General features: G+C 46.4%; 21 protein-coding genes. 8 read left to right on the top strand and 13 right to left on the bottom strand.

The window, feature by feature from the left end; all coding sequences use genetic code 11:
• Positions 1-161: 161 nt before the first annotated feature.
• The 3 genes from RID53_RS08855 to gcvH form a co-directional block, all read right to left on the bottom strand.
• Positions 162-1,550, bottom strand: a complete 1,389-nt coding sequence (locus RID53_RS08855) for a GTP-binding protein (protein WP_446387810.1) — start codon at positions 1,548-1,550, stop codon at positions 162-164.
• A 439-nt stretch (positions 1,551-1,989) separates the two neighbouring features.
• The gene (gcvP, locus tag RID53_RS08850) at positions 1,990-4,968 is read right to left on the bottom strand and encodes an aminomethyl-transferring glycine dehydrogenase (protein WP_446387759.1); all 2,979 of its coding nucleotides are present in this window, start codon (positions 4,966-4,968) and stop codon (positions 1,990-1,992) included.
• Between the two features lie 269 nt (positions 4,969-5,237).
• The gene (gene gcvH, locus RID53_RS08845) at positions 5,238-5,630 is read right to left on the bottom strand and encodes a glycine cleavage system protein GcvH (RefSeq protein ID WP_446387758.1); all 393 of its coding nucleotides are present in this window, start codon (positions 5,628-5,630) and stop codon (positions 5,238-5,240) included.
• A gap of 63 nt (positions 5,631-5,693) precedes the next feature.
• Here gcvH and RID53_RS08840 point away from each other — a divergent pair, with 63 nt between their 5' ends.
• The 6 genes from RID53_RS08840 to RID53_RS08815 all read left to right on the top strand — a co-directional run bounded on the left by RID53_RS08840 (position 5,694) and on the right by RID53_RS08815 (position 13,634).
• The gene (locus RID53_RS08840; RefSeq protein WP_446387757.1) at positions 5,694-6,545 is read left to right on the top strand and encodes an alpha/beta hydrolase; all 852 of its coding nucleotides are present in this window, start codon (positions 5,694-5,696) and stop codon (positions 6,543-6,545) included.
• A 105-nt stretch (positions 6,546-6,650) separates the two neighbouring features.
• The gene (nadA, locus tag RID53_RS08835; RefSeq protein ID WP_446387756.1) at positions 6,651-7,634 is read left to right on the top strand and encodes a quinolinate synthase NadA; all 984 of its coding nucleotides are present in this window, start codon (positions 6,651-6,653) and stop codon (positions 7,632-7,634) included.
• A 377-nt stretch (positions 7,635-8,011) separates the two neighbouring features.
• A complete protein-coding gene (locus tag RID53_RS08830; RefSeq protein WP_446387755.1) occupies positions 8,012-8,623 on the top strand; it encodes a cation diffusion facilitator family transporter in 612 nt (203 codons plus the stop codon).
• A 183-nt stretch (positions 8,624-8,806) separates the two neighbouring features.
• The gene (locus RID53_RS08825) at positions 8,807-9,415 is read left to right on the top strand and encodes a TIGR04282 family arsenosugar biosynthesis glycosyltransferase (RefSeq protein ID WP_446387754.1); all 609 of its coding nucleotides are present in this window, start codon (positions 8,807-8,809) and stop codon (positions 9,413-9,415) included.
• Positions 9,416-9,712: 297 nt separating this feature from the next.
• Complete coding sequence (locus RID53_RS08820; RefSeq protein ID WP_446387753.1) at positions 9,713-12,916, top strand: hypothetical protein; 3,204 nt, start codon at positions 9,713-9,715, stop codon at positions 12,914-12,916.
• A gap of 31 nt (positions 12,917-12,947) precedes the next feature.
• On the top strand, positions 12,948-13,634 hold the full coding sequence (locus tag RID53_RS08815) for a TIGR04283 family arsenosugar biosynthesis glycosyltransferase (protein WP_446387752.1): 687 nt from the start codon (positions 12,948-12,950) through the stop codon (positions 13,632-13,634).
• Positions 13,635-13,718: 84 nt separating this feature from the next.
• Here the strand turns inward: RID53_RS08815 and RID53_RS08810 are convergent, their stop codons facing one another.
• From RID53_RS08810 to RID53_RS08775, 8 genes are all read right to left on the bottom strand, one after another.
• Positions 13,719-14,303: a hypothetical protein gene (locus RID53_RS08810; RefSeq protein ID WP_446387751.1), complete on the bottom strand. Its 585-nt coding sequence runs from the start codon at positions 14,301-14,303 to the stop codon at positions 13,719-13,721.
• 378 nt (positions 14,304-14,681) lie between these two features.
• On the bottom strand, positions 14,682-14,933 hold the full coding sequence (locus tag RID53_RS08805; protein WP_446387750.1) for a hypothetical protein: 252 nt from the start codon (positions 14,931-14,933) through the stop codon (positions 14,682-14,684).
• Complete coding sequence (locus tag RID53_RS08800; RefSeq protein ID WP_446387749.1) at positions 14,930-16,267, bottom strand: DNA methylase; 1,338 nt, start codon at positions 16,265-16,267, stop codon at positions 14,930-14,932. The genes RID53_RS08805 and RID53_RS08800 overlap by 4 nt, the downstream gene beginning before the upstream one ends.
• Before the next feature lie 165 nt (positions 16,268-16,432).
• Positions 16,433-17,347 carry a branched-chain amino acid transaminase gene (locus RID53_RS08795; RefSeq protein ID WP_446387748.1) on the bottom strand — a complete coding sequence of 305 codons (915 nt, stop codon included), beginning with the start codon at positions 17,345-17,347 and terminating at the stop codon, positions 16,433-16,435.
• Between the two features lie 294 nt (positions 17,348-17,641).
• Positions 17,642-19,381 carry a M61 family metallopeptidase gene (locus RID53_RS08790; RefSeq protein ID WP_446387747.1) on the bottom strand — a complete coding sequence of 580 codons (1,740 nt, stop codon included), beginning with the start codon at positions 19,379-19,381 and terminating at the stop codon, positions 17,642-17,644.
• Positions 19,382-19,546: 165 nt separating this feature from the next.
• Complete coding sequence (locus RID53_RS08785; protein WP_446387746.1) at positions 19,547-20,230, bottom strand: Crp/Fnr family transcriptional regulator; 684 nt, start codon at positions 20,228-20,230, stop codon at positions 19,547-19,549.
• 165 nt (positions 20,231-20,395) lie between these two features.
• Positions 20,396-21,592, bottom strand: coding sequence for a 1-deoxy-D-xylulose-5-phosphate reductoisomerase (gene dxr / locus RID53_RS08780; RefSeq protein ID WP_446387745.1), 1,197 nt, complete (start codon positions 21,590-21,592; stop codon positions 20,396-20,398).
• A gap of 399 nt (positions 21,593-21,991) precedes the next feature.
• Positions 21,992-24,475: an ATP-dependent Clp protease ATP-binding subunit gene (locus RID53_RS08775; RefSeq protein ID WP_446387744.1), complete on the bottom strand. Its 2,484-nt coding sequence runs from the start codon at positions 24,473-24,475 to the stop codon at positions 21,992-21,994.
• Between the two features lie 295 nt (positions 24,476-24,770).
• On the opposite strand from RID53_RS08775, the gene RID53_RS08770 reads away from it, so the two are divergent.
• Entirely contained in the window at positions 24,771-24,914 is a 144-nt protein-coding gene (locus tag RID53_RS08770) for a hypothetical protein (protein ID WP_446387743.1), read from the top strand.
• On the opposite strand, the gene RID53_RS08765 is transcribed toward RID53_RS08770, so the two are convergent.
• Together RID53_RS08765 and RID53_RS08760 are read right to left on the bottom strand one after the other, a co-directional pair.
• Complete coding sequence (locus tag RID53_RS08765) at positions 24,891-25,784, bottom strand: isocitrate lyase/PEP mutase family protein (protein WP_446387742.1); 894 nt, start codon at positions 25,782-25,784, stop codon at positions 24,891-24,893. The two genes, RID53_RS08770 and RID53_RS08765, sit on opposite strands and share 24 nt — an antisense overlap.
• Before the next feature lie 187 nt (positions 25,785-25,971).
• Positions 25,972-26,493, bottom strand: coding sequence for a hypothetical protein (locus tag RID53_RS08760; protein ID WP_446387741.1), 522 nt, complete (start codon positions 26,491-26,493; stop codon positions 25,972-25,974).
• Positions 26,494-26,514: 21 nt separating this feature from the next.
• Between RID53_RS08760 and RID53_RS08755 the strand changes: the two genes are divergently transcribed.
• Positions 26,515-26,721: a hypothetical protein gene (locus tag RID53_RS08755; RefSeq protein WP_446387740.1), complete on the top strand. Its 207-nt coding sequence runs from the start codon at positions 26,515-26,517 to the stop codon at positions 26,719-26,721.
• The last annotated feature ends 127 nt before the right edge of the window (positions 26,722-26,848 follow it).

Below are 26,848 nucleotides of genomic sequence, written 5' to 3'. Positions count from 1 at the left end.
CTCGCTACCCTTGAGAAGCAAGCTACGTCTTATGTCATGTATGGTAGCCAAAAAAATAAAGGCACCGCAATGCCCATGGGTGTCAACTTAAGCTACAGCCCCCTCACCCCCAACCCCTCTCCCACCGGGGGAGAGGGGAGCAAGGGAAGGGCGTGTTGAGATTAAGACGTACTCCCTAATTTCGCTGCCAATTCTCCTTTAATCCGATTGAGAATTGACGTTTCATCTAACGATTCCAGAATGCGACTGACGACAGTTTTCGGTGCATCTTCTCCCCAAGACGCACCATTGGCTAAATAAACTTTCGTCACTTGTCCAATTGCATAAGTGGAAACCCCCGCGACACCCGCCTGAGTCATGGCGACAGACAGATAAGGCGCTAAGGTAACTCCTCCAGTTGCAGGTGCCGAAAGCCCTAACAATCCCTTAATACTACTCAATCCCAATGTGGCTAAAACTTCGCTTGCACCAATTCCACCCATACTCAGAGCGATTTTCTGAAGCAATCCCACCGCACCTTGCTGGGTCATGGAGATACCGTAGAGGCGAGATAATGCTAGAATCATCACTACGTCTACAACCGTTGCCGTGAGTAGATCCAGAACCGTAACTGGATTGAGTGCGATCGCGACGGCTTTGGTCATCACTGCTTTCCAGATAACCTGATTGGCACTTTCGTCCCGAATCGCCATTTTCCGTTGCACCAGTTGTTCATTCACCTCACCCGCGTACATCATCGAATTGAGGGCGACTAAGGATTTACCTTCCCGGTGCAAAATTTCCAATATTTTCAGCTTTAATTCTTCTATCTGGGGAGTTCCCTGACGCCGTTGAATCGCCCGACTCCCATCAGCGCGACGCACCGCTACTGCTTCTAACGGTGCAGCCGCCACCCGAACAATTTCAGCCGGAGATAACAACTGTTTCACCCGTTCATCCCGAATTTTACGATAAATCGCCTCGCGATCGGCTTCGGGATATTGGTCTATTTTATTAAACACCAGTAGCATTGGCTTCCCACTATCTCGTAATAGAGACAGGGCGTCATATTCGACCTTGGTGATATCCCCAGCGATAATAAATAGAATCAGATCCGCTTGTCTGGCAACAGTTACCGCTAACGCCTCACGGGTTTCCCCATGGACTTCATCAATTCCTGGCGTATCAATAAACTGAATTTGGGACTCCCCAATACTCGGTAACGCCACGCGCAGGATTTCCTGATCCGTGTTTGCCAGGGTTTCTTGACTTAACTGCCAATTCGCCGTTTGAGCATTCCGAGTTACCCCATGCAACGCCCCGGTTTCAAACACAGGTTGTCCTAATAACGCATTCAGTACCGAGGATTTGCCCCGCCCAACCATACCAAAAGCCGCGAGTTGCACACAACTGTGTTCTAGCTTGTCCAAGAGGTTGGCTAAATCCTCAATTTCCGATTCTAACCCCGCTTGTTCTTGGGAGGTTAAGTCAAGATTGCTGACTAACTCACGCAAAGAGTCTTGGGCGCGTTTGTAGTGGAGTTCCCCCTGAACCGCGTCAACACTCCACATTGCCCAATCCCAGTCTTGGTTTGAACCGGGAGAATTGTTAGTCAAAATCATACCTCCAGCGCTAGGTTTGAGCTTACTCTGATCCTAGCTTGGTTACCAAGCCCTGAAGGGGTGACAAGCCGTCCAAAACCTTTTAAAAACAGGTTTTAAGCGACATTAGTATTTCCAAAGATGAAGCCTTATTGACAGATGAAGACCACCAGATGAGATATATTCAAGCGAAGCGTTGCGCAGGGGGTATGGGGGAGGCGCTCGTCCCCCATTGGGGGGTCTGGGGGGCTAGTCCCCCAGAAAAAACTGCTATCTTTGACCTTATCTGTGACAAGAAGAAAAGAGCTAAAAGCAGGATGGCTCAACACTTCAGCTAGTTTGTCACCCCTGCGATCGCTGTCGCTTAAACTCAATAACCTTATCCGTCAAACCCGCCCCTACAATCCAATTAATCCTGGCTATACGCCTCCATCCCCACACAAGAACAAACCAGATTGCGATCGCCAAAAGCATTATTGATCCGCCCTACCGCCGTCCAGAACTTGTGTTCCCTTGTCCACGGTGCCGGATAAGCCGCTTGTTCGCGAGAATAGGGACGATCCCATTCCCCAGCAATTAACACCTCCGCCGTATGAGGGGCATTTTTCAGCAGATTATTCTCCTGATCAACCTCCCCTGACTCAATCGCCTTAACCTCTTGGCGAATCCCAATCATCGCATCACAGAACCGATCTAACTCCTCCTTCGATTCACTTTCCGTCGGTTCTACCATCATTGTCCCCGCCACTGGCCAAGAAACCGTTGGCGCATGGAACCCATAATCCATCAACCGCTTAGCAATATCATCAACTTCAATCCCGGCGGACTTTTTCAAGCCGCGTAAATCTAAAATACATTCATGCGCCACCAAACCCGACTTCCCTTGATACAAAATCGGATAATAAGGCGCTAAGCGATGGGCAATATAATTGGCATTCAGAATCGCCACCTTTGTCGCTTCCGTTAACCCATCTGCCCCCATTAAGGCGATATACATCCAGGAAATCGGTAAAATACTAGCACTTCCCCAAGGGGCTGACGCCACAACACCAACGGAGTCGTGATTTGTCACCGATCCCTGACCTTTCACAAACGACACATCCGGCAAAAACGGCACCAAATGAGACTGTACCCCAATCGGTCCCATTCCCGGACCCCCGCCACCATGGGGAATACAAAAAGTTTTGTGTAAATTTAAATGGCAAACATCCGCCCCATAATCCCCAGGGCGACACAATCCTACTTGAGCATTCATATTCGCCCCATCCAGATACACCTGTCCACCATGGGCGTGAATCGTATCGCAAATTTCGCGAATGTCTTCCTCAAAAACGCCGTGAGTAGACGGATACGTCACCATCAACGCCGCTAAATTCTGGCTGTGCTTTTCTGCCTTTGCCTTCAAATCCTCTAAATCAATATTCCCTTGGTCATCACAGGTAACAGCAACCACCTTTAATCCTGCCATAACCGCACTCGCCGGATTAGTCCCGTGGGCGGATTGGGGAATCAAGCAAATATGGCGATGTCCCTCACCCCGATGTTCATGATACTGGCGAATCACCAGCAATCCTGCATATTCCCCTTGCGCCCCAGCATTGGGTTGTAAGGAAATCCCAGCAAATCCAGTAATTTCAGCTAACCACCTCTCAAGCTGCTGGAATAAAATTTGATACCCTTGGGTTTGAGACAAGGGGGCGAAGGGATGAATCTGGCTAAATTCCGCCCAAGTAATCGGCATCATCTCAGCGGTGCCGTTGAGTTTCATCGTACAAGAACCCAAGGGAATCATTGAGGTGGTGAGGGATAAATCCTTGGCTTGGAGACGATGAAGATAGCGCAATAACTCGGTTTCTGAGTGATAACGGTGAAAAACTGGGTCTGTCAGATAGGCACTGGTGCGGGCAAAAGGCGGTTCAAACTCCTTAATCTCTCGTTTTAGCAGGGAGTCTACCGGAAAGGGTAGCGAATCAATCCCCTCAACGCCAACTGATCCGAAAATATCCAGGAGAGTCACCACATCATGGAACGTTGTCACCTCATCCAGAGTAATCGCGATCGCACTCTCATCCAACACCCGCAGATTCATCCCCTTGGCTTGCGCCGCCTTGACAATATCGCCGATGTCCTGGCTATCGAACTCAATCCGCACCGTATCAAAGAAGGGTTGTGAGCTAATGTTATACCCCAACCGTTCCAACCCGGCTGCCAAGATTACCGTCAACCGATGAACCCGTTGGGCAATTTGCTTAAGTCCCTCTGGTCCATGATAAACCGCATACATACTGGCAATCACCGCTAGCAAGACTTGGGCAGTACAAATATTACTCGTGGCTTTATCCCGCCGGATATGCTGTTCCCGGGTTTGGAGAGCAAGGCGCAAAGCGGGTTTACCTTGAGCATCTTTAGACACCCCGACAATTCGCCCCGGAACCTGCCGTTTATACGCCTCACGGGTGGCAAAATATGCCGCATGAGGTCCACCGTATCCTAGGGGAACACCAAAGCGTTGCGTCGTTCCTACGGCAATATCTGCGCCGAATTCACCTGGGGGTGTCAGCAGGGTGAGACTCAAAGGATCAGCCGCCACCGTGACTAAACCCCCCGCCTCATGCACCTTGGCGACAAACTCCCGATAATCGTAAATCGTGCCATCAGTCGCCGGATATTGCAGTAATGCCCCAAAAATTGGCGACTCAAACTCAAACGTCTGATGATCACCGACAATAATCTCAATGTCCAAGGGTTGCGCCCGGGTTTGCACCACCTGAATCGTTTGTGGATGGCAATCCTGCGACACAAAGAAGGCATTGGCTTTGGTTTTGCACAAGCCATAACTCATACTCATCGCTTCCGCCGCTGCTGTTCCCTCATCCAGTAACGACGAATTGGCGATATCTAAACCCGTTAACTCAATAATTAGGGTTTGAAAGTTTAGCAACGCCTCCAGACGCCCTTGAGCAATTTCAGCTTGATAGGGGGTGTAGGCGGTATACCAACCCGGATTTTCCAGAATATTCCGCTGAATCACGGGTGGGGTGATACAGTCGTGATACCCCATGCCGATGAACGAGCGAAACACCTGATTTTTTGAGGCAATATCCTGAAGTTGGGCAAGGGCAGCTTTTTCGCTTTGGGCGGGGGGTAAGTTGAGGGGATGATTCAGCCGAATGGTGGAGGGAACCGCGACATCAATCAGTTCATCTAGGCTGGAGTAACCCAAAACATCCAGCATTTGCGCTACGTCTTCAGCATTGACACCAATATGCCGTCTGGCAAATGAATCAGTTGATAGGAGATGATCCGCCGCCGCAAGCGTTGGCTGAGAATCATTCGAGAAGCCATTGAGAGTTGTGTCTGGATTAACTGAGACATTTGAGTTAGCCATATCAAACCGATTCATTCAAGGTGTTTTGGTGCATCAAGCCGCTAGAGTCAGCGTGACTCCTTATTATTTTTTAACAAACCATTCATAATTGTGCTGTTATTGGTCATTCGTCATTTGTCATTCGTCATTCGTCATTTGTCATTTGTCATACTCGCTCCCTTGAGAAGCCAGCTACGTCATTCGTCATTTGTCAATTCTTTTCCCCATCTTCCCCATCTTCCAGACGTAGCTTGCTACGTCTCTACATTGCTCCCCCTGCACCCTTCAACTTACTCCTCTCCTTCAACCTGAGCCTGATATTCAGCCGCCGATAAGGTATCTTCTAATTCATCGGCATCATTAACCCGCACTTTCAGAAACCACCCTTCACCGTAAGGATCTTCAGCAATCTGTTCGGGAGATTCCACGATCGCATCGTTGCGTTCAATCACCGTTCCCGTAACTGGGGCATACATATCCTCAACGGCTTTCACCGATTCAATCGTGCCAAAGCTTTCCCCTTTCTCCAAAGCACTATTCACATCAGGCAGTTCGATGAACACAATATCACCTAACTGATCGATGGCAAAGGCACTAATCCCAATCGTGGCAATTTCCCCATCGAGTCGTACATACTCGTGGCTGTCTAGATACTTTAAGTCTTCAGGATACTCTAAAGCCATGTCATGTCCTCAATTTGCAGCAAAGCTAAGTGTACAACTTCTGATCGCGCCATAATAAACGCTATGGATAAAGAAACCCTCAAACGACGGCTCTTGGGTGAGTTTAGCTGGAAACGACTCGTGCGATCGCTAATTTTTATCTACGTCTTCTTTGCCGTATACGTCTACTTCATGGCAGATCGGATGATTTTTCTGCCTCGCCCCTCCAGCTACCCAGACACCCCTGACATTCTCAAAGTGACGACGGCTGATGATCTCCAGCTTTCCGCCGTTTACTTGCCCAATCCGACAGCTACCTATACTATCCTCTACATTCACGGGAATGCCGAGGACTTAGGCGAGATTCAACCCCTGCTGCACCATCTGCACAGTCTCGGATTTAGCGTCTTTGCCTACGATTATCGCGGCTATGGCACAAGTCAGGGACATCCCTCTGAACAGAATGCCTATCGCGATAGTGACGCCGCCTTGACCTATTTAAAAGAGCAACTGGGAGTACCACCCGAACAAATTATCGCTTATGGACGTTCTGTTGGCGGCGGTTCAGCCGTAGATTTAGCCGCCCGTTACCCATTGGCTGGCTTGATTCTGGAAAGTTCGTTCACCTCAGCCTTTCGCGTCGTCGTACCCATCCCGATTTTACCCTTTGACAAATTCCCCAACCTGGACAAGATCACCCAGGTAAACTGTCCTGTCTTAGTCATCCATGGTACTGCTGATGACACGATTCCCCTCTCCCACGGACAACGCCTATTTGCCGCCGCCCCTGAACCGAAACGCTCTTTCTGGGTAGAGGGTGCGGGTCATAATGATCTGTTCTGGGTGGCTGGGGAGCAATATGGGAAGGCATTACAGGAGTTTGCCCAGTTAGTAAAACGCAATCACCCGACGAATGACAAAGGACATAAGACATAAGACCAATAACCAATTCGTCAAGAAAGAATGACATCACCCCTGCTATTTTTGGTAAAATTCACTATAATTAATTTGGAAGGTATATATTCCGGGTAATTTACAACATTGTTTACAACCGTACTGCCTCAAACGAAACAACCCTTTGGGTCAATCCCTGATGACCTATTTGACGCCATTGACACCCTCAAGCGGGAACTCAACGCCGTTATCCTTGCCCACTACTACCAAGACCCCGATATTCAAGATATTGCCGATTATATTGGCGATTCTTTAGGACTTTCCCGCCAAGCTGCTGATACCGATGCCGATGTTATTGTCTTTGCGGGTGTTCATTTCATGGCAGAAACTGCCAAAATTCTCAATCCTGACAAACTTGTTCTTCTACCCGATTTAGAGGCAGGTTGCTCTCTGGCTGATAGTTGTCCCCCGGATGCATTTGCCCAGTTTAAGGCAGAACACCCTGACCATTTAGTCATCTCTTATATCAACTGCTCCGCCGAAATTAAGGCGATGAGCGATATTATTTGCACCAGTTCCAACGCCGTCGATATTGTCCAGCAAATTCCCCCTGATCAACCGATCATTTTTGCTCCAGATCGGAATTTAGGACGCTATGTAATGCAGCAGACAGGTCGAGATTTGCTTTTATGGCAAGGGAGTTGTATTGTTCACGAAACCTTCTCGGAAAAAAGAATTGTCCAACTCCAGATTGAACATCCCGACGCTGAGGTAATTGCTCATCCTGAATGCGAACCTCCAGTATTACGTCACGCCAGCTATATTGGCTCCACAACCGCGCTATTGAAGTATTCACAAACCAGTCCCCGTTCTAAGTTTATTGTGGCGACAGAACCGGGAATTATTCACCAAATGCAAAAGCAAATGCCCGATAAGCGCTTCATTCCAGCGCCTGCCACGAATAATTGTAACTGTAATGAATGTCCCTACATGCGGTTAAATACGCTGGAAAAACTTTATCTAGCGATGAAGCAGCGTCAGCCAGAAATTACGTTACCCGAACACATTCGGATTGCGGCGTTACAACCGATTCAGCGCATGTTGGACATGAGTGCTAAAGTTAAGGTTTAAGTTCAGCAAAATTAGGGCAGGACTTACGCTTTCTTTCAGGCACAGTGACAGGGCGGGGAAGGGCGGGTTTTGTAAAAACATTATTTGTTTCTCGGTTAATTTTCGTTCTAAACCCGCCCCTACAGGGGATTTGATGCCAAGATATCAGATTGATAGATTAACCTAAAACCGGACAACAAAACCCACTGGATTTTCCGGCGCGATCGCACGCCTAAAGATGTAGGGGTGGGTTTAGGGTTAAAATGAGTTAACCAACCTCAAACTGCACAACGAAACCCGCCCTAATCCCAACCTGGCATACAGAGGAAAATGTTATTAATCATATCCTGTATTGAACCTATCGACTAACCCTACCAATCTTGCCGAGGTATTTCTTAATGAGCCAGCTTTATCAAAAAGGACTTTATTTAGAATATTTTACGGTTGGCTATAACATCCTTGAAGCCGTTGTTTCAATTCTTTTAGGCGCGATTAATAATAGTATTGCATTAATTGGATTTGGACTCGATAGTATTGTTGAATCCTTATCAGGATGTATTTTAATTTGGCGTCTCAGCCAGCATCAAAGCCTAACAGCGGAAGCCGAAGCCAAAATTGAGCGACAAGCTACCCAGTTTGTGGCAATTACATTTTTCTTAATGGCTGGATATATTGGATTTGAATCCCTGAGAAAGTTAATTACCCAAGACATTCCCGATCCATCATTCCTGGGTATACTTCTCGCTATCCTTTCGTTGATTATTATGCCCCTGTTGGCGTGGCAAAAAAGCAAAATTGGTAAACAACTCAATAGTAAAGCGCTGATTGCCGATGCCAAAGAAACCTTAGTCTGTTCCTTTCTTTCAGTGGCATTATTTTTAGGGTTAGCAGGAAATTACGGGTTTGGCTTTTGGCAAGCTGATCCGTTTGCCGGATTTATTATCGTGTTTTATTTGATTAAAGAAGGCTGGGAGATTTGGGAAGAGAGTCACGAATCTGATGTTGACTAAATTTTTCTACAAGGTCTTTAAATTCAAAAAACTCTGGCTCTCCAGGAGTTATGGTGATCAGAAAAAGTTATTGAATTTTGTCAAAGGCTTGCTGGATAATAATTTTCCTATTCCCTGTTCCCTCCCCTCACCATAAAACTCCCTGTAGCAAGCCCCTATTTAGATGCACATCAGTTTAATCGAATGACTCCAGCTACCGTAAACGAAACGCTAATTATTTTCACCCGCTATCCCGAACCGGGAAAAACCAAAACACGCATGATTCCCGCCCTAGGTGAGGAAGGGGCGGCAAACCTGCAACGCCAGATGACAGAAAATACCCTGGCTAAAGCGAAAAAACTACAAGTCTTTTATCCTGTATTTGTAGAAATTCATTTTGCTGGCGGGAATCAACCATTAATGCAAGCTTGGTTAGGTGCTGATCTGATTTACCGTCAACAAAGTCAGGGAGATTTAGGCAAACGAATGGCATCCGCATTTGAGAAATCCTTTGCAGCGGGAATGACAAGTGTAGTGATTATTGGGACAGATTGCCCCGATTTAGATACTCAAATAATTGCTGAGGCATTTAAATTACTTAAAACGCAAGATTTAGTATTAGGACCCGCCCAAGATGGAGGATATTATCTAATTGGTTTGCGGCGGTTAATTCCTGAACTCTTCATGGGAATTCATTGGGGAACCTCGCAAGTCAGACAACAAACCATCGAGATTGCCGATCGCCTGGGATTAGCGATCGCATCTCTGCCCATACTCCATGATATTGACCGTCCCGAGGATTTGGGCAAGTGAGAACACCCGTTTATTCTGCCTAGAGATAATATTTGGTATCTATCGAGAGACTGATTTTTTTACCTTCAAAGTGTGATTAGATTAGCCCCTATCGCGTTATGTTTAGCGCGAATTGAGCGAAATCATAGGAATACGAGAAATTTATCGGGCTTTTGCCCGGTGTAAGTCTGCCCTGTTCGGTTAACTTTCCCCTACCCCTGCAAAGCGACGCTAGGGGTAGATTTACCGTTCCTAGTCGGCGTTGTCTGCGCCACCTCCTATGACTGTTTATGACTGTTGAAACGTAAATGGTAGATTGTGAATAACCTGAAAACTCAATTCTTTAGTAGGGTAATCGGTAGCCTTGCCCTTTCTTGGTGCATCTGTAGTCTTTGGACTCCTCCCGTTCAGGCTGAAGGAAGCCGGGAATTAACCTCCAGTGGTGGCTTTCGCCCGTTTTTGGACTATCGCGAAGACTCTCTGGATACAGGACCAATACAACGCCAAACGACGATTCTGGTTTATGCTAAGGCAGGTGAGACACTCTACTTGGGTTCCAGTGCTGTGGGCGTTGGTCAGGGTAGGATTGATTACACAAAACCCAGTGGTGCATCTGGTAGTTGCGACGACACGGGTAAGATTGAAAATCGTGCAGAAGAAGAAATAGGACCGAATACTCTTTTTTCTGGGGGTTATAGCCCTTGTATCGAGGAGGTCGATCAAACTGGGGTTTGGCAAATTGACTTTGTTAGTCCTGATCCTTCGAGTACAGTCAACCCAGACCCTATTCCAGCCGACGATCCTTGGTCTGAACAAGATAACAATGATAACTTCGTAACCGCTTGGGATGTCACCGTAGCTGATGAGAATGAACCCATTAAAGGTCGCGCCTTTGCCAATTTTCTGGCGTTGAATATGGGAGATTTAGACGTACCCCTGAGTTCCGAAGCCTACATCCTGACTGAACAAGGTTATGTTTACCGCATCGACTTGAACGGTACAGAACCCTTTGGATTCATCTTCTTCTCCAACAATAAAGGATTTAGACGACCCAACGGCAACCCATTCTTCTCCTCTGTTCCCCTAGATCCACCCCCTGACTTCCAAAATCCATTTACTAATCCTAATACTGGTGATGACCGAACCCATAGAATTTTCTTTAATCGACCTGAACCTGGCATCCTAGACACTCCTCCCGAACCCAGCCCTCCTGGGGACGTGAGTAATTTTAGGTTTATCGGTGATCAGGGTACGCGAGGTCAAGCCGCCTCGCCGGGTGGGGGTATCTTTAGATTCACAGCAACACAGGCGGGTAGTTTCAGAATTGTCATTGACTTAAATGGCGATGGCGTGTTCGGAAATGATGACAGTTCCATTCGAGACAGAATTATCACGGGTCGAGTGACTGAAGGGGAAAATCAAGTGGTTTGGGATGGTTTAGATGGGAATGGTAACCCTATACCGGGCGGACTTCAAGGGTTCCGGGTTCGCATCAATCTGTTTGCGGCTCAAGTCCATTTTCCGTTTTTAGATGTGGAAGCGAGTCCCAATGGGATTATCCTAGAACGGCTGAATGGTCGAAACAGTCCGGATTTTACCGTTTACTATGACGACAGCCGTTTTAGTGGACCTGGCATTCCTCCTGATCCCCTGGATGCCTCAATCAATGGAGTTGGTCTAGAAGGAGTCAACAGCAGTAATGGCGCTCATCGCTATGGTTGTTCTGATGCTAGTAGTGAAGAAACTTGCTTTGGCGATGTCAGGGGTATTGATACTTGGGCGTTTTTACCGTCTCGGGATTTTACCTTTACCGATGCTATTGTCATTGCAGAAGCAGACTTGGCAATTGAAAAACGGATTCGTTCAGACCGAGTGGTTGCCAATGATCCGATTGTCTTCGAGATCACTGTGACCAATAATGGTCCTAATGATGTCATGGGGGCAACAGTCAGGGATGATATTCCGGATACGATTACTGACGTCAGGTGGACTTGTGCAATTACTGACGGTACAGGGAGTTGCGGTGCGGCAAATGGTACAGGTAATGTGATTGATACAACCGTCACCCTCGACCCGGAGGCTACTGCTACTTATAGGGTAATCGGCACTCTCTCGAGGACGGCTTCCGGAACCTTAACCAATACCGCCACAGTTCCCCTCGGACCCGGTGACTCCATAGGAGATGACGTAACCGATCCCAATCCGGATAATAATACAAGTACCGTTCAAACCCCCATCGAACGAACCGCCGACTTGAGCCTAACCAAAACAACAACCCCTGATAATCCCGAACCGGGGGACAATGTAACCATCTCCATCACCGTCACCAATGATGGACCTCTCGCCACGACGGATGTGCAAGTTAGGGACGCATTGCCAGCCGGATTGAACTTTGTTTCCGCGACATCCAGCCAGGGAAGCTATGATAACCAAACGGGCGTCTGGACGGTGGGCGATTTGGATAACAACAGTAGCGCCACGTTGCAAATTGAGGCAACCTTAACCACGAGTGAAACCGTCGTGAATCGGGCGCAAGTGATAGCCTCAGATCGACCTGACCCCGATTCTACCCCAGGAAACAGCGTTGCTGGCGAGGATGATCAAGATAGTGCCACGATTCCCTTGCAATTCGTTGACCTCGGCTTAAGCAAAACAGCACGCCCAAACCAAGCCAATGTGGGAGACGAAATAATGTATACCATTACTCTGACTAATAATGATACGAATGACGCGACTGATGTAGCGGTGACGGAACCCTTACCCCCTGAAGTAACCTTTAGATCGGCAGAAGCGTCTCAAGGCTCATATAATCGCAGTAGTGGAATTTGGTCAGTGGGGAACCTAGCCAATGGTAATGAGGCTAGGTTACAGATTACCACCACTGGAGATATTCCTGGTTCTGTTACCAACACGGCGGTGATTAGTGCTTTAGATCAAGATGATCCAAATCCTGGGAATAATCGAGCCAGTGCTGAGGTATTTTTGGCTGGAGAACCCCACTTGCTTCTAGTGAAACGGATTACTGAGGTGAGGAGAGATGGACAAGTGATCGAAGGCATTAACTTTGATACGGTTGTAGACGATCCCACTGATCCGGATGATAACGCTAGTGGCTGGTCTCAGCTACAGGGAGGAGGGCTTTTAGGTGTTCCCAGGATTAGTCCTGATAGACGTTTAGAAAGTGGCGATACTGTGGAATATACGATCTATTTCCTGTCAAATGGTGGCACAGTGGTTAACGGTGTCGATTTTTGTGATCTGATTCCTCAAGGGACAACGTTTATCTCAGATAGTTTTAGACAAGGGAGCGGAATCTTGTTAAATCAAGATGGAACACCGACACCCCAAAGTAATGCATCAGACCAAGATTCGGGAACATTTTTTCCGCCTCTCAATCCTGTATCAACGCCTTGTGATGAAACCAACAATCCCAATGGCGCTGTGGTTGTCGAGTTAGGCGATATTCCTACCACCGCTCCCAATAATGTAGGATTGATTCGCTTTCGGGTCGAAATTGATTGACAATGGGGATTAGGGCAGAAACTCTAATGTAATGAAAACCGAAACAATTTCAGTTATTATTCCCGTTTTAAATGAAGCGAGTACGATTGGTTCGGTCTTAGATAGACTGGTTAATACTGATAATGTGGAGGTTATTGTGGTAGATGGGGAGAGTCAAGATGAAACCGTCAGTGTAGCGCGATCGCGAAATGTCCAGGTTATTTCTACCCCACCCGGTCGCGCCTGTCAAATGAATGCGGGTGCAGCGAGGGCGACGGGTGATATCCTCTTATTTCTCCACGCCGATACTCGTTTACCAGCAAACTTTGATCGTTTAATCCGCCAAGCGCTACAAGATCCCCCAACCATTGCCGGGGCGTTTGAATTAGGCATTGATTCTCAACAGTTTGGCTTGCGTCTCATTGAACGACTGGTAAATTGGCGATCGCGTTTTTTTTCGATGCCTTATGGCGACCAAGCTCTATTTTTAAAAGCGACTGTTTTTCATGATATAGCAGGTTTTCCAAATTTGCCAATCATGGAAGATTTTGAATTCATTCGTCGCTTACAACCCCAAGGACGGATTACGATTGTTTCAGAATCGGTTCTGACATCAGGACGACGCTGGGAACGGTTAGGTATCATCAAAACCACTCTAATTAACCAGCTTATTATTTTGGGGTATTTTTGGAGAGTTTCTCCTGACAAACTGGCGCGATGGTATCGGGGAAAAGAGTAATGTCTTCGTGCCAATCAGTACCTGGACATAATTTCTGTCCGCTGTACTCAGAAATGATAACAAGCGTCAACTGTTTACTGTTGCCTAAGCTACACCCTGATCTCCAACTGTCAAAGGTTCAGAAACAGCCTGTGTCTCGATTTCTATTACTATGTTATAATGAGTAAATATAGGAATTACAATTCCCGGATCTTGCCAACCTGTCAAAGTGCCTGTATTCACCTCTCCCTCAGGTGATAACAGCACCTCTCCGGCACTATTAAGCGGATTAAGACCATCACTTATACCTAAATAGAACGTCTCGTTTTCAGAAAAATTGAACCCAACTTCTCCGATTCCTGCTGCTAGTCCTTTGCCCATTTCATCAAATAAAAATAAGGACAAAGATGATAAAGATAATACAGATAATAAGGGATTTTGAGCAACACTAAATTTTAAATATGCTTGACGTTCAGATTCAAGTTGGTAGAGATCGATATCTGCCGGACTAAACAAACTGCCCTCAATTGTGTTAATCGTTGGCACTGCGATTGGACCTTGAGCGGACGAAATCAGGTGTCCTGCATCAACATCTTCAATAAAGGTTGATTTTGAGGCGGTATTGTCTGATTCTCTGGAGAGAGTTTTCCCGCCCATCAACGTCGTTAATAATGATTTAAAATTTATCATCGGCTGTCTCCTAAAAAACGTTGAGACAAATCAAGTCAACTTAATTCGTCCGTTTGCTTAACATTAAAATCATTTTTTTGTTTTTTCAGTTAATTGAGTTGATTTTTAAGAAAACTTAATTTAACTTAATCTTTTAATTGAATAATGTTTACATTTAGTCAAGTTTGATCACCTATAATCTTACATTTAGAGACGGTAAGGGCGCAAGTCCTTGCGTCCAAAAAACCTGTCAACTCTAGTCCACAATTTCAGCCGTGTCATGCGCCTATTGGCGTGGCACATTAATTTGATGGATTAAATTCGGCTTGTAGTAGGGAACTTTAGACCTAAACTTGGTTGGGTTTCCTTGCGTCAACCCAACCTACAACCTATTCTCCCCTAGAAAATAAAGCGATTTTGTCTTGTCCGCAACCATGCTTGCAAATCGAATTGGGTTAAACTCTTTAGGTAGCTACCTAATTGCCTTCCCCAATACTGCTTATTGGTAGTTTTTATATCTTGGGTTAAACCAAACGCCAACATCAGATCGTCTTCCTCTGTTGATTCTTCAGGAGAAATTCTTTCGGCAAAAGCTTGTTGATATTGATTTAAAATCTGCTCTAACAAATTATCTAACTGTTCTTGAGTCATGTTTTGCTTTTTTGCAAGACAACAACGGTATCATGCTTAATTGTTCCCGCCCAATTCACATTCCTTGGTAAATTAAGCCGACGATTTTTTAGCAATAAGTGAAACTGAAATATTTTAGCGAAGCCAATTTCTTCAGCTATTTCCGTTAAAAGTTTAGCTACTGGAATCTCAACACCGCAAATTTTACTAATATCGCCAATTGCAAAGCAATAATAGCCACCTGAAGTAAGATAATTGAAGCAGCTTAAAAAATGCATCTTCATATCCATAAAATATTTATAAACAACTCTTGCACGAAGCTGATTTTGTCCTTTACTCGCTTGATATTGCGTACCGTAGTAAATATCAGCAATTAAATGATCAAGATAGGAAATTCCAGTTTTTCCCAATTGTAAATACTCGTTTCGGGTAATTCTTTCCGTGCCAATTTCTTGAGTATATAAATCAAGTCTTTCGCGATCATTACTCACTAAGCCCAACCAATGTAACTCAAACTTAGACGCCCAAACGTAATCAATTGCATTAATATAAGGCGGCGAAGTAATTACCGCATCACAATGCCAATCGCCTGTAATATCAATGGCTGTTTTTGAATTCGATTCAATTGCATTTTGAAACGAGTTATTTAAGACAAACTGCCATTCCCCAATTGCCTCTAACGCTTTATCAAGATAGTCTTTAAAATACCGATAAACATCTTCGCGAGAACGCTGGGGAATTTCTTTGACATTCGCTCGTTTGGCGGCGAGGATCATGCCATCATTCATATCAGATGTTTTGCGGACTGTCGAAGCAAAAACCAGCCAAAATAAAGGTTGTATGGCTTCCGGAACTTGAAGGATTTGGACTCGGAGACTTTCTAATCCAGCTTGAACAGGTTTTTGAAACCAAAAATCTTTATTGGCGAAATTGATGGTTTCTAATGGATGTTTGACTGTATAAGCATTTTTCAATATTTGCTCGGCATAGCCGAGAATCTCGGCTCCATCGTATACATGGGTTTTAACGCGACAAATCAGGCGACTTAAAGGATGATAGTCAAGCCAATAAATTGATGCACCTTGTAATAAAGTTTCAATAATTGTTGTTCCTGAACCAGCAAAAGGTTCTAATATTGTGCATTTGCCTTTGCCATACTTTCTTAAAAACCAATGTGGGATTTCCGGAATCGATTTTGCCGGTTGGAAACCAAGGGAATGAATTTTAAGGGGTTGTTTTCGTTGTAAAGAAATTAGGGAATCTTCAGGGAGATCGATAGGAATGTCGCCCTCAAGATGTAAGTAGGAGGATTGAGGTGTAGTATTGTCAGTTTCAAACAGTGAAAGTTGTTTCATTCTAATCTAGGTTAACGAGTCCCATTTGGTTACACACAAGCCAGATGGAAGCCTATCACCGTTGTCGGTTTAGATTGGGCTGAACTTTTTTTTCATCATCCAACGCTAGGGGCTTAGTCTGTTGGGTTTCGCTTACGCTTTACCCAACCGACTTTAATGTTTACTCTATCCTAGAGGAACAACATACACCCAATCTTGATAATTGGGATCGCGATTTTCCGTAATTGCCGTAATTTTATCTCTCAGTTTCTCTGTGATGGGTCTGGTTTTTGGTAATTTATAATTTTCAACCTGTTTAATTGGAGTAATTTTAGCCGCCGTCCCACTTAAAAAGGCTTCATCGGCAATCAATAACTCCGATTTATCGACAGGGCGTTCGATTGTGGGGATACCTAAATCCTTTGCCAGCGTCAGGATACTATCTCTGGTGATTCCTTCTAAAATATCTTGATCATATCCCGGCGTAATCAGTTGCCCATTCCGCACCATAAAGATATTCATCCCGGAGGCTTCACAGATTTTTCCCTGAGCATTCATTAATAAGGCTTCATCAAATCCGGATTCTACTGCTTCTGTTTTTGCCAGAGATGATGTGATATAAGCGCCACTAATTTTACCTCTCAGGGGTAAACTGTGATCCGCTTGACGATACCAGGAACTAATTCGACAGCTTACCCCTTCTGGGGATAAATAATCACCCAGTTCTAATCCGTAGACGAAAAAGTCTTTTTCAATCTTATGAAGTCTGGGGGCAATTCCTAAATCGGATGTATAAATAAAGGGTCGGATATAAAACGAGGTTTTAACTTTATTTTTTTTGACGAAATCTACAATTATAGTTTTGATTTTATCAGCGGGTAAGTCGTAATGTAAATATTTGGCACTGTCGCTTAATCGTTTACAATGACGGTCTAAACGAAACAGGAGAATTTGTTCGGGGTTTTGGGGGTCAGGAATCCCGCGCAATCCGCCAAAAGCGCCTGTTCCATAGTGCAGCGCATGGGTAGCAATGGAAATTTTGGCATCATCGAAGGGAAGGAATTGATTTTTAAAGTAAGCGATTGGCAGAAATTTATGCATTTTTAAACTAGACAGTCAAGGCTGCGGGAAGGTATGGTTATCGATTGTACTACAGCTAAGTGATTTTGCCAGAGACTAGAACATCGATTTAGGCATCGGACATACGGGGGAGGGTGGATGGTTGAGTGGGCTGTAGGGGCGGGTTTCACTATTATTGTTTCTTGTCTCACCAAAATGCAACTAAACCCGCCCTTGTTCCAGACGCTTGACCAGCTTAAATCTAAAATGGTGGAATAGATTTTACCATTGAATCGGGCGCAAGTCTTTGCGCCCCTACAGTTGCTGGGTATGAGCTTAATCCTCCTTGGTGTTCAACCACCCGGCTAAATTCTGTTTTTGAGTCTCCGAGGGATTTTCAAGCTGCACAACCTGGTAGCGGGTGGGTTGGGATTCGCCTAGGGTAACGGGTAAGGTACAAAGTTCGTCTTGATGGAACAGGGTTACCTGAATCGTGTCACCAGGATGGTAATCTTTTAGGCGATCGCATAATTGATCCGCACTGACTCGCCAACCGTCTATGGCGAGTAACTGATCCCCTGCATCCACCCCAGCTATTCCCGCTGGAGAGGTGGCGTTGACAAACTTGACCACCTCTTGCCCATTTTCACTCTTGACAATTACCCCTAAATAAGGTTTAGAGTCCTCATCTTCTACTGCCGTGAGGGTTAAGCCAAAGGGTTCAAGATACTCATCAAAGGGTAATTCCTCTGTCCCCTCAATATAGCGACGGAAAAAATCACTCAAATCAGTATCAGCGACAGACTCTAACACCTCTCGCAGTTGTTGAGGCGTAAAGCCAACCTCTTTAACACCAAACTCTTGCCACATGCGCCGCATCACATCATCCAGGGAGCGCTGATTCCCATGACGCGATCGCACCAGCAAATCCAGTAATAAGGATACCATTTCGCCTTTGAGATAATAGGAAATCTGACTATTATCACTATTGGCATCCCGGCGATATAACTTAATCCAAGCATCAAAACTGGATTCACTCAGCGGTTGCACCAAACGCCCTGGGATCAGTTGCATCCGGGTAATTTCTTTACTTAACCCCTCTAAAAATGTTTTACTGTCGTAAATCTTTGCCCGTAAGGGGAGGACTAAATCATAATAACTGGTTGTCCCTTCACAAAACCACAGGGATGTGGTAAAGCTTTCTTGTTCGTAGTTAAACCGTTCCAAAACTTTGGGGCGAATCCGCTTAACATTCCACAGGTGAAAGAACTCATGGGCGACTAATTGCATGAAACGATTGTATTTATCTTTCGCCCGGAACGCGAAACGGGGATAATTTAAGGAACAAGAGGTTTTATGTTCTAAACCACCAAACCCTGTGGACGATAAATGCAGTAAAAATAAATACCGTTCGTAGGGTAATCCCCCATACAACTCGGCTTCTGTCTCGATAATTTTCGTCGTATCCGCAATAATCCGTTGCGGATCAGCATTTCCCTGTCCCCAAATTGCCAGTTGATGCGGTTTCCCCAGAACCTTAAAGTCGTAAACCTGTTGTGTGCCAATTTCAAAGGGACTATCGACTAAGGTGTCAAAATCCTCGGCTTCAAAGGTATTTTCAGCCCCCTCGACGGCGGGTAAGGGTGTAGTTGTCTGCCAATCGGATTTAGGGGGGACAATCGTCACCTGAATGGGCTGTTGCTCAAAATCCGGGACAAATAAAAATAATGCCGCCCCATTAAAATAGCCATGAGTGGCATCAAGGTGATTGGTGCGTACTGATAATTCATTGGCAAAGACGCGGTAGCGGACAATGAGGGTTGAGGCGTCTTTTGTTTGAACCTGCCAATGATTTTTACTCCGTTTATTCCAGGGTAAGGGCTGGTTTCCCGCTTCAACTCGGAAATCCTGTAGGTGTTTGGCATACTCCCGCACTAGATAGGAACCCGGAGTCCAGACAGGCATTTTTAAATCTAGCACTGATTCAGACCAACCATTTACCTGTAGCATCACCTCAAACAAATGAGATTGAGGTTGAGGCATAGCGACGTGATAATGAAAGGTGGGTTTAGTCATTTGTCCTTTGTCATTTGTCATTCGTCCTTTGTTGATGGTTGATGGTTGATGGTTGATAGTTCATGGTTCATTGGTAATCCCTTCCCCCATCTCCCCCATCTCCCCCATCTCCCCCATCTCCCCCATCTCCCCCATCTCCCCCATCTCCCCCAGCTTCCTTCTATCCTAAAGCCGTCCAGCTAGATGGGTTAGTTGTTTGAGATTAATCAAACAAAGTTTTTGCTCTTGGGGGTCAACTTCAGTCCAACCCTTACTTTCCAGCTTTTTCATGATTTTAGCTGTATCTTCCACACTGATATCCGTAACATTAGCCAAGTCTTTATAGGGAATGTTATAAATTTCGGTTCCCTTTTCCCCCACTTGACCATAATTATCTGCTAAGTTGACCAAGGTATTGGCTAACTTAATCGCTGGGGGTTGATGGCGTCGTTGAAAGCGGACATTCGTCTGACGCAGCCGTCTAACCATCAGTTGTAGCATCCGGTGGTGTAACTGGGGATCTTTGAACAGGGTTTGAATAAAGCGCTGGGCGGAGACGCTGAGTAATTTGACTGATGAAAGGGCGACAACATCTGTAGACCGGGGAGATTCATCCAGGATTGCCATCTCGCCAAAAAAATCTCCCCGACCCAAAATTGCTAACGTAACGGCGTTTTCTCCGTACAGGCGTCGAACTTTGACCCAACCGGACATGATAAAGTAAACAGCATTACCCCAGGCATCTTCCATTAAAACGGCTCGCCCTGTGGGATACTCATGTTCGACTCCAACTGACAATAGCCATTCTAGTGTCTCGGGGTTCGCCGTATTAAATAGAGGGAAAAGCTCACTAAAAGCTTTGGTGTGCATGAAAGGTTTATTAAAGTTGGATCATCTAAGATTCCATTACACCACACCAGAACAACAGTCCCCAACTTCCTTAAGTTAGTTGTCTGTGAGCAGGGGTGCAGGAGTGCAGAGGGGTAGGTGTGTAGGAGGGGTTAATCGTTAGTGAATTGACCAACAGTGTTTTCATTATCGCAGAGAAACCACGCGATCGCTCGTTTCTAGGGTTGGATAAATCCGCAATACTTCCTCCCTTGCCCAGCGATCAGCGGCTAGAATATCCTCTAGTCCAGGATCAGGGCAGTTATCACGGCTGTGGCGATCGCAGGTTTGCTCAATACACCGGGCAATGTCTAAATATTGGATTTTCTCGTCTAAAAACAGTGCCACGGCTTGCTCATTAGCGGCGTTTAATACCGCTGGCATTGAACCCCCAGCCCGCCCTGCGGCGTAGGCTAATTGCATACAGGGATATTTATCATGGTCAGGTTCTTTAAATGTCAGCGTCCCCGCTTTGACTAAATCCAAGGGTTCCCAGTCCGTATAGATCCGATGGGGCCAGGATAAGGCATAGAGTAGGGGTAAGCGCATATCGGGCCACCCTAACTGGGCTAAGACGGAGGTATCTTGTAACTCGATCAGGGAGTGAATAATGCTCTGGGGATGGATGACAATATCAATATCGTCATAATCCATACCGAAGAGGAAGTGTGCTTCAATCACCTCTAGCCCCTTATTCATCAAGGTAGCGGAATCGACGGTAATTTTGCGCCCCATCGACCAGTTAGGATGTTTAATCGCATCGGCAACTGTTACCTCCCCTAACTTATCGACTGACCAATCCCGGAACGCGCCCCCAGATGCGGTGAGGATAATCCGCCGTAATCCGCCCTCTGGGACTCCCTGAAGGCATTGGAAGATAGCAGAATGTTCGGAGTCAGCCGGAAGCAGTTTAACCCCATGTTTGGCAATCAGGGGATTGACAACGGGTCCCCCGGCAATTAGGGTTTCCTTGTTGGCTAAGGCAATATCTTTTCCGGCTTCAATTGCCGCGATCGTCGGTAGTAATCCGGCACATCCAACAATCCCAGTGACTACCGCTTCAGCATCACCATAACGGGCAACCTCCACCACACCCGCTTCTCCCGCCACCAGAATCGGTTGGGGATCAAGATCTGCGATCGCGGCTTTTAGGTCAGGTAATTTTTGAGCATCACATAAGGCTACGATTTCCGGTCGAAACTGCCGAATCTGGGCAGCTAACAGTTTCACATTGCTGCGTGCTGCCAATCCCACCAACCGGAATTGGTCTGGATGGTGAGTTAATATCTCTAAGGTTTGCGTGCCAATCGATCCAGTGGAGCCGAGGAGAGTAATTGATTTCACAACAGTTTCTTAAGAATTCGCCGCTCTTTAATTACTATAGGATTATTTTGCACATCGTTCATCAGATTTCAGTCCGGAACTCAAGCCTGGAACTCAAGTTCCGGCTAAAAGCTAAAACCCGTTTTAACGGGTTTATTATGATGTCCGGCTGTCTCACCCATAATAAAAACTTCTCCCCCTCACCCCCTCACCCCATTTCCCTTTTTGCTTGAACATTTTGTGCTTTCAGTTTGAGATGTGGTGTGATAGTTATCGCTGTTGTATCACAGAAACCGTAGGGGCGCCCAACTTTGCGCCCAACTTTGCGCCCAATTTAACCGAAAAATATGGGAGGCTTTGCCTCCCTAAAAGCATTCCCAGGCTTTGCCTGGGAACCTAAAAAGATCCTGGGAATGAAAGTTAACCTACAGGTTGTAGCAACCGCGCTGGTGATTCACCTGGTAAAACCTTCACCTCACCATTCTCATCAACATCAACCACAGCGGTTTCTCCTTCAAGGATCTCACTCGCTAACATGGCTTCGGCTAAGCTATCTTCTAATAGCCGCATAATCGTCCGACGTAAAGGTCGCGCCCCATAACTGGGATCATACCCTTCTTCAACTAAACGCTCTTTGAACCGTTCGGTCACTTCTAGGGTAATTCCCTGTTCAACTAAGCGAGTGGAAACTTCCACCAACAGGAGATCAGCAATTTGCTTAATCTCATCGCGGTTTAACTGACGGAAGACGATAATATCGTCAAGGCGATTGAGGAACTCTGGACGGAAATAATCCTTGAGTTCATCATTCACGCGGCTGCGAATCCGGTTGTATTGAGATTCAGCTAGGTTGTCTGAGTCTTCAAATCCGAAACCACCGCCACCTTTTTCAATCACCCGTGAACCGATGTTCGAGGTCATGATAATCAGGGTGTTCTTGAAGTCTACGGTACGACCTTTGGCATCTGTCAACCGACCATCATCCAACAGTTGTAAGAGGCTATTGAAGACATCGGGGTGTGCTTTCTCGATTTCGTCAAACAGGAGTACCGTGTAGGGTTGACGCCGGACAGCTTCTGTAAGTTGACCACCTTCGTCATAGCCGACAAATCCGGGAGGCGAACCGATTAGCTTAGAGACGGTGTGCGGGTCCATGTACTCAGACATATCCAAGCGAATCATCGCCTCTTCTGACCCGAAGAAGTAAGCCGCCAACGCTTTCGCCAATTCCGTCTTACCCACTCCCGTCGGTCCAGAGAAGATAAAGCTTGCGATGGGTCGATTCGGGTCTTTTAACCCCACCCGCGCCCGCCGAATCGCTTTGGAGACAGCGGTAACCGCTTCTTCTTGACCAATTAAGCGTTGGTGCAATGTATCTTCCATGTGCAGCAGCATCGCTGATTCGGATTGGGTCAACTTGTTGACGGGTACACCTGTCCAGGAGGAGACAATGTGGGCGATATCTTCCTCATTCACCAGAGGTGTCTGTACGGGGGTATCTGCATCCGTTTCCTCTTGCAGAATTGCCTGAAGCTGAGTTTCCAGTTCCTGTTCGCGATCGCGCAATTGGGCGGCTTTTTCAAAGTCCTGGAGACGAACGGCGTCTTCTTTTTCTTTTGTCACCTGACGCATTTGACGCTTGATGTCTCGCGTGGCTGGAGACGGCTGACAATGAATCAGATGCACACGGCTTCCAGCTTCATCAATCAAGTCAATGGCTTTGTCCGGTAAGAAGCGATCGCTAATATAACGATCTGACAGTTTCGCCGCCGCATCTAACGCATGATCAGAGATTTCGACTCGGTGATGCTGCTCATAAGCATCTCGCAACCCCTGCAAAATTTCAATGGTTTCCTCAACTGAGGGTTCACCCACCATAATTGGTTGGAAACGGCGTTCTAGGGCGGCGTCGCGCTCAATATGCTTACGATATTCATCCAATGTTGTCGCGCCGACACACTGGAGTTCGCCTCGTGCTAAAGCGGGTTTGAGGATATTTGCTGCATCTAATCCGCCTTCTAGCGCCCCAGCACCAACTAAGGTATGGATTTCGTCAATCACCAGGATAATATTTCCGGCTTCACGCACTTCCTGCATAATCTGCTTAATGCGTTCCTCGAAGTCACCCCGGAAACGAGTACCGGAAATCAGTGATCCGATGTCCAGGCTGATCACCTGCTTATTTTCCAATAGTTCTGGTACATGATTATCGGAAATCCGTTGCGCCAATCCTTCGGCGATCGCGGTTTTACCAACACCTGGTTCTCCCAATAATACGGGATTATTCTTGGTTCGGCGTCCTAATATTTGAATAATCCGTTCGATTTCCTTGACACGACCCACCACCGGGTCTAACTTACCTTCTGAGGCTAACTGGGTGAGATTCCTGCCAAACTCTTCCAAGGTGGCGGACTTTGATGTGCGACCCATCATTGAAGTACCGGGTCCTCTAGCGGTAGCAGCGGCGGCGACTTCGCCAATGGCTTGAATGAGTTTGGTGCGGGCGGTGGAGGGGTTGACGCCTAAACTTTGCAACACTTTACCCGCGACGCTGTCGGTGTCTTGCAGAATGGCGAGTAACAAATGTTCTGGACCGATATAATTGTGTCCCAGTTGTCGCGCTTCTTTAAACGACTGCTCAAACAGGCGTTTGGCTTTAGGTGTGAAGGGAATTTCAGCCGGAACGAAGCCTGACCCGCGACCAATGATTTTTTCGACCACCTTCCGAGTCGATTCCAGGGTGACATCCATCTCCTTGAGGACAATCGCCGCCACACTGGTTCCTTCTCGCAGCAATCCGAGGAGAATTTGCTCCGTTCCCACGAGGTTATGTCCCAGGCGACGGGCTTCCTCTTGGGCGAGCATAATGGATTTGATAGCTCTGTCTGTAAAATGTTCAAACATGGTTGGTTTCCTTTGCCGAGCGGTATATGATTGGCTGAAGGGGTAAACGATTTACCCTTATTTGTAAATTTTTATGTACTTTCTACTAACACTTTACCTCTGTATGATGGACTCTATCAGTGGGCAGAACCGTAATGGTTAGGTGTAGTTGCCGTCTACAGGGGATTTCAGGGCATTCCGGTTAAGTTTTGAAGATGGCGTCCCTTTCTACCCATGTATACTGACATTCTTCTATTGGTCAACCGGATCAATCAGGGAAGTTGGGGAAGCTGGGGAAGCAATGTAGAGACGTGCCATGGCACGTCTGGAAGCTGGGGGAGCTGGGGAGAAAGCTTATCCGAGCAGTATTGCCTCTCGCCTGACCAAGTGCAATAATGTTGAATTAACTCCCCCATCACTTCATCGCCCCATCATCTCATCCCATTTCCCCCGGTGGTGATGCTTCTGATACAGTGAACTGCTGTTCGAGTTGGCGATAGTGCGGTACGTCAATAAGCTGCTCAAATTCTGGGAAGGAGACGAGATTGGAAAAGCCTGCGGTAGTTCCCTGTTGGCGTAAATGACTCAAACAGTCCATCATGGCTTTAGTCGCAGCAAATAAGCCAGAGAGGGGATAGACGACAATTTTGAAGCCTAACTCTTGCAATTGTTGACCCGACAGCACCGGAGTTTTGCCCCCTTCTATCATATTGGCAAACAGAGGCACATTAGGAAGGGCTGAGGCGATCGCCTGTAAATCTTCAAGAGACTGAGGGGCTTCTATAAAGATAATATCTGCCCCAGCTTCATAATAGGCACGTCCGCGATGAATCGCTTCATCGAGTCCCAAAGGCGCACGGGCGTCAGTACGGGCAATAATCACTAAGTCACTTTTACCACGGGCTTGAACGGCGGCGCGGATTTTCTGGATATGATCTGCGGCGGGGATCACCCGTTTTCCGGCAAAATGACCACATTTCTTGGGCAATTCTTGGTCTTCCAGGATAATTCCGGCAATATCAAGTTTAACGATATCGGTGACGGTACGGATAACATTGAGGGGATTTCCGTACCCGGTATCAATATCAGCGATAAGGGGAATGGTAACAGATTCTGCAATTTGTCCGGCGCTATTGAGCATTTCGGTAGCGGTGAGAAAACCGTAATCAGGTTTACCGAGGGTGGAACCGGAAATGCCAAAGCCACTGGTAAAGATGGCTTCAAAGCCAATTTTTTCGGCAAGTTTGGCGCTGATGCAATCGTATACGCCGGGAAGGATGAGAGTTTCGGGTTGTTGGAGGAGTTGGCGAATTTTTTGGGGATGAGACATGAGTTATTTTATACTATGGCTAGTTGGATTTTTTAACGCAGAGAACGCGGAGGAAAACGCAGAGAAACGCAGAGAGGGTTAGTCTGTCCGCCTAAACTGTTATCATTTCCTTCTTGCTACCTTACTCGTTACCTTCTGCCTTACCTCAATGACTACTATTAATTAATGCCAACCTACTTATCTTGATTTAACTTGACTGTTTAACGACTTGCTTTAATCCTTTCTTCCAGTCGGCGGCTCTCTGGGCGTTGGGATACGTGCCAATGAGTTCTTTTAATTCGGTTTGATGCTTGGGTTTGAGTTCCGATTTGGTGCGATTTCCCAGGAGACAGATGGCGCGTTGCAGACTATCTTTGTCGCCGGGAACTTTTGGCGGTAAGTCTACGGAAAAGGTGGGATGGGGTTTTTGGGACGATGATTTAATGCTGGTTATAGCGGGTAGATTAGCGGGGAGAGGGGAGAGATCAACGGGATTGATGTAACCATAACCACCTTTTTTGTCCGTGAAACAAATTCGGGGAATTCCTTTTCGTTGGGTGCCATCCAGTCTGCCGATTCTACCTCTGTATTTGTGTTTGTTTGAATGGGCGGGATCAACGATACACATATCACCGGGATACAAGATATGGTTCTCGGTGGTGGTTCTGCCGTTATCGGAGCTTCCGGTACAGTGTTTTCCGTGGTTGAGATAAACTGTAACTTGCTTCATTGGACTGATAACAGATGTGCCATGGCACGTTTCTACGTAATTGTTGTAACGATTGGAACTGTTGGTCGGCTGAGTAATCGAGAATACCGAGAGCGATGTGCTGCCCGTCTTGCTGAAATCATCATGTATCCTGAAAATAGCATAGGAGTAGGACGGATCTTCATTCCATCGTGTTTTTGTGCGATCGCATCTTTTCGCTTACCTCCTCATGTCGTATCCGTTACATAAGACTTACCCAAAGCTACCCACAAATGGACATCCCTGGAACTTACTTCCTGCTTCATCCTGGCGGTGTCGGCACTCAACCAGTCCACAAGCTAACACCACCTAACTGGCGGCTATCTCCAAATTAATG

Source organism: Coleofasciculus sp. B1-GNL1-01 (assembly GCF_040220235.1).
GTDB lineage: Bacteria > Cyanobacteriota > Cyanobacteriia > Cyanobacteriales > Coleofasciculaceae > Coleofasciculus.
Note: the sequence above shows the minus strand (reverse complement) of the source record. Positions and strands in the feature narration are given on the sequence as shown.

Bases quoted from the DNA above. Each gene is read 5' to 3' on its own strand.
- RID53_RS08855 (WP_446387810.1), bottom strand. From the start codon at position 1,550: ATGTGGAGTGTTGACGCGGTTCAGGGGGAACTCCACTACAAACGCGCC.
- RID53_RS08760 (WP_446387741.1), bottom strand. From the start codon at position 26,493: ATGAAGCAAGTTACAGTTTATCTCAACCACGGAAAACACTGTACCGGA.
- gcvP (WP_446387759.1), bottom strand. From the start codon at position 4,968: ATGGCTAACTCAAATGTCTCAGTTAATCCAGACACAACTCTCAATGGC.
- RID53_RS08790 (WP_446387747.1), bottom strand. From the start codon at position 19,381: ATGACTAAACCCACCTTTCATTATCACGTCGCTATGCCTCAACCTCAA.
- RID53_RS08805 (WP_446387750.1), bottom strand. From the start codon at position 14,933: ATGACTCAAGAACAGTTAGATAATTTGTTAGAGCAGATTTTAAATCAA.
- RID53_RS08770 (WP_446387743.1), top strand. From the start codon at position 24,771: ATGGCACGTCTGGAAGCTGGGGGAGCTGGGGAGAAAGCTTATCCGAGC.
- RID53_RS08795 (WP_446387748.1), bottom strand. From the start codon at position 17,347: ATGCATAAATTTCTGCCAATCGCTTACTTTAAAAATCAATTCCTTCCC.
- RID53_RS08765 (WP_446387742.1), bottom strand. From the start codon at position 25,784: ATGTCTCATCCCCAAAAAATTCGCCAACTCCTCCAACAACCCGAAACT.
- RID53_RS08785 (WP_446387746.1), bottom strand. From the start codon at position 20,230: ATGCACACCAAAGCTTTTAGTGAGCTTTTCCCTCTATTTAATACGGCG.
- RID53_RS08810 (WP_446387751.1), bottom strand. From the start codon at position 14,303: ATGATAAATTTTAAATCATTATTAACGACGTTGATGGGCGGGAAAACT.
- RID53_RS08825 (WP_446387754.1), top strand. From the start codon at position 8,807: ATGACTCCAGCTACCGTAAACGAAACGCTAATTATTTTCACCCGCTAT.
- RID53_RS08755 (WP_446387740.1), top strand. From the start codon at position 26,515: ATGGCACGTTTCTACGTAATTGTTGTAACGATTGGAACTGTTGGTCGG.
- RID53_RS08815 (WP_446387752.1), top strand. From the start codon at position 12,948: ATGAAAACCGAAACAATTTCAGTTATTATTCCCGTTTTAAATGAAGCG.
- gcvH (WP_446387758.1), bottom strand. From the start codon at position 5,630: ATGGCTTTAGAGTATCCTGAAGACTTAAAGTATCTAGACAGCCACGAG.
- RID53_RS08840 (WP_446387757.1), top strand. From the start codon at position 5,694: ATGGATAAAGAAACCCTCAAACGACGGCTCTTGGGTGAGTTTAGCTGG.
- RID53_RS08830 (WP_446387755.1), top strand. From the start codon at position 8,012: ATGAGCCAGCTTTATCAAAAAGGACTTTATTTAGAATATTTTACGGTT.
- RID53_RS08775 (WP_446387744.1), bottom strand. From the start codon at position 24,475: ATGTTTGAACATTTTACAGACAGAGCTATCAAATCCATTATGCTCGCC.
- RID53_RS08800 (WP_446387749.1), bottom strand. From the start codon at position 16,267: ATGAAACAACTTTCACTGTTTGAAACTGACAATACTACACCTCAATCC.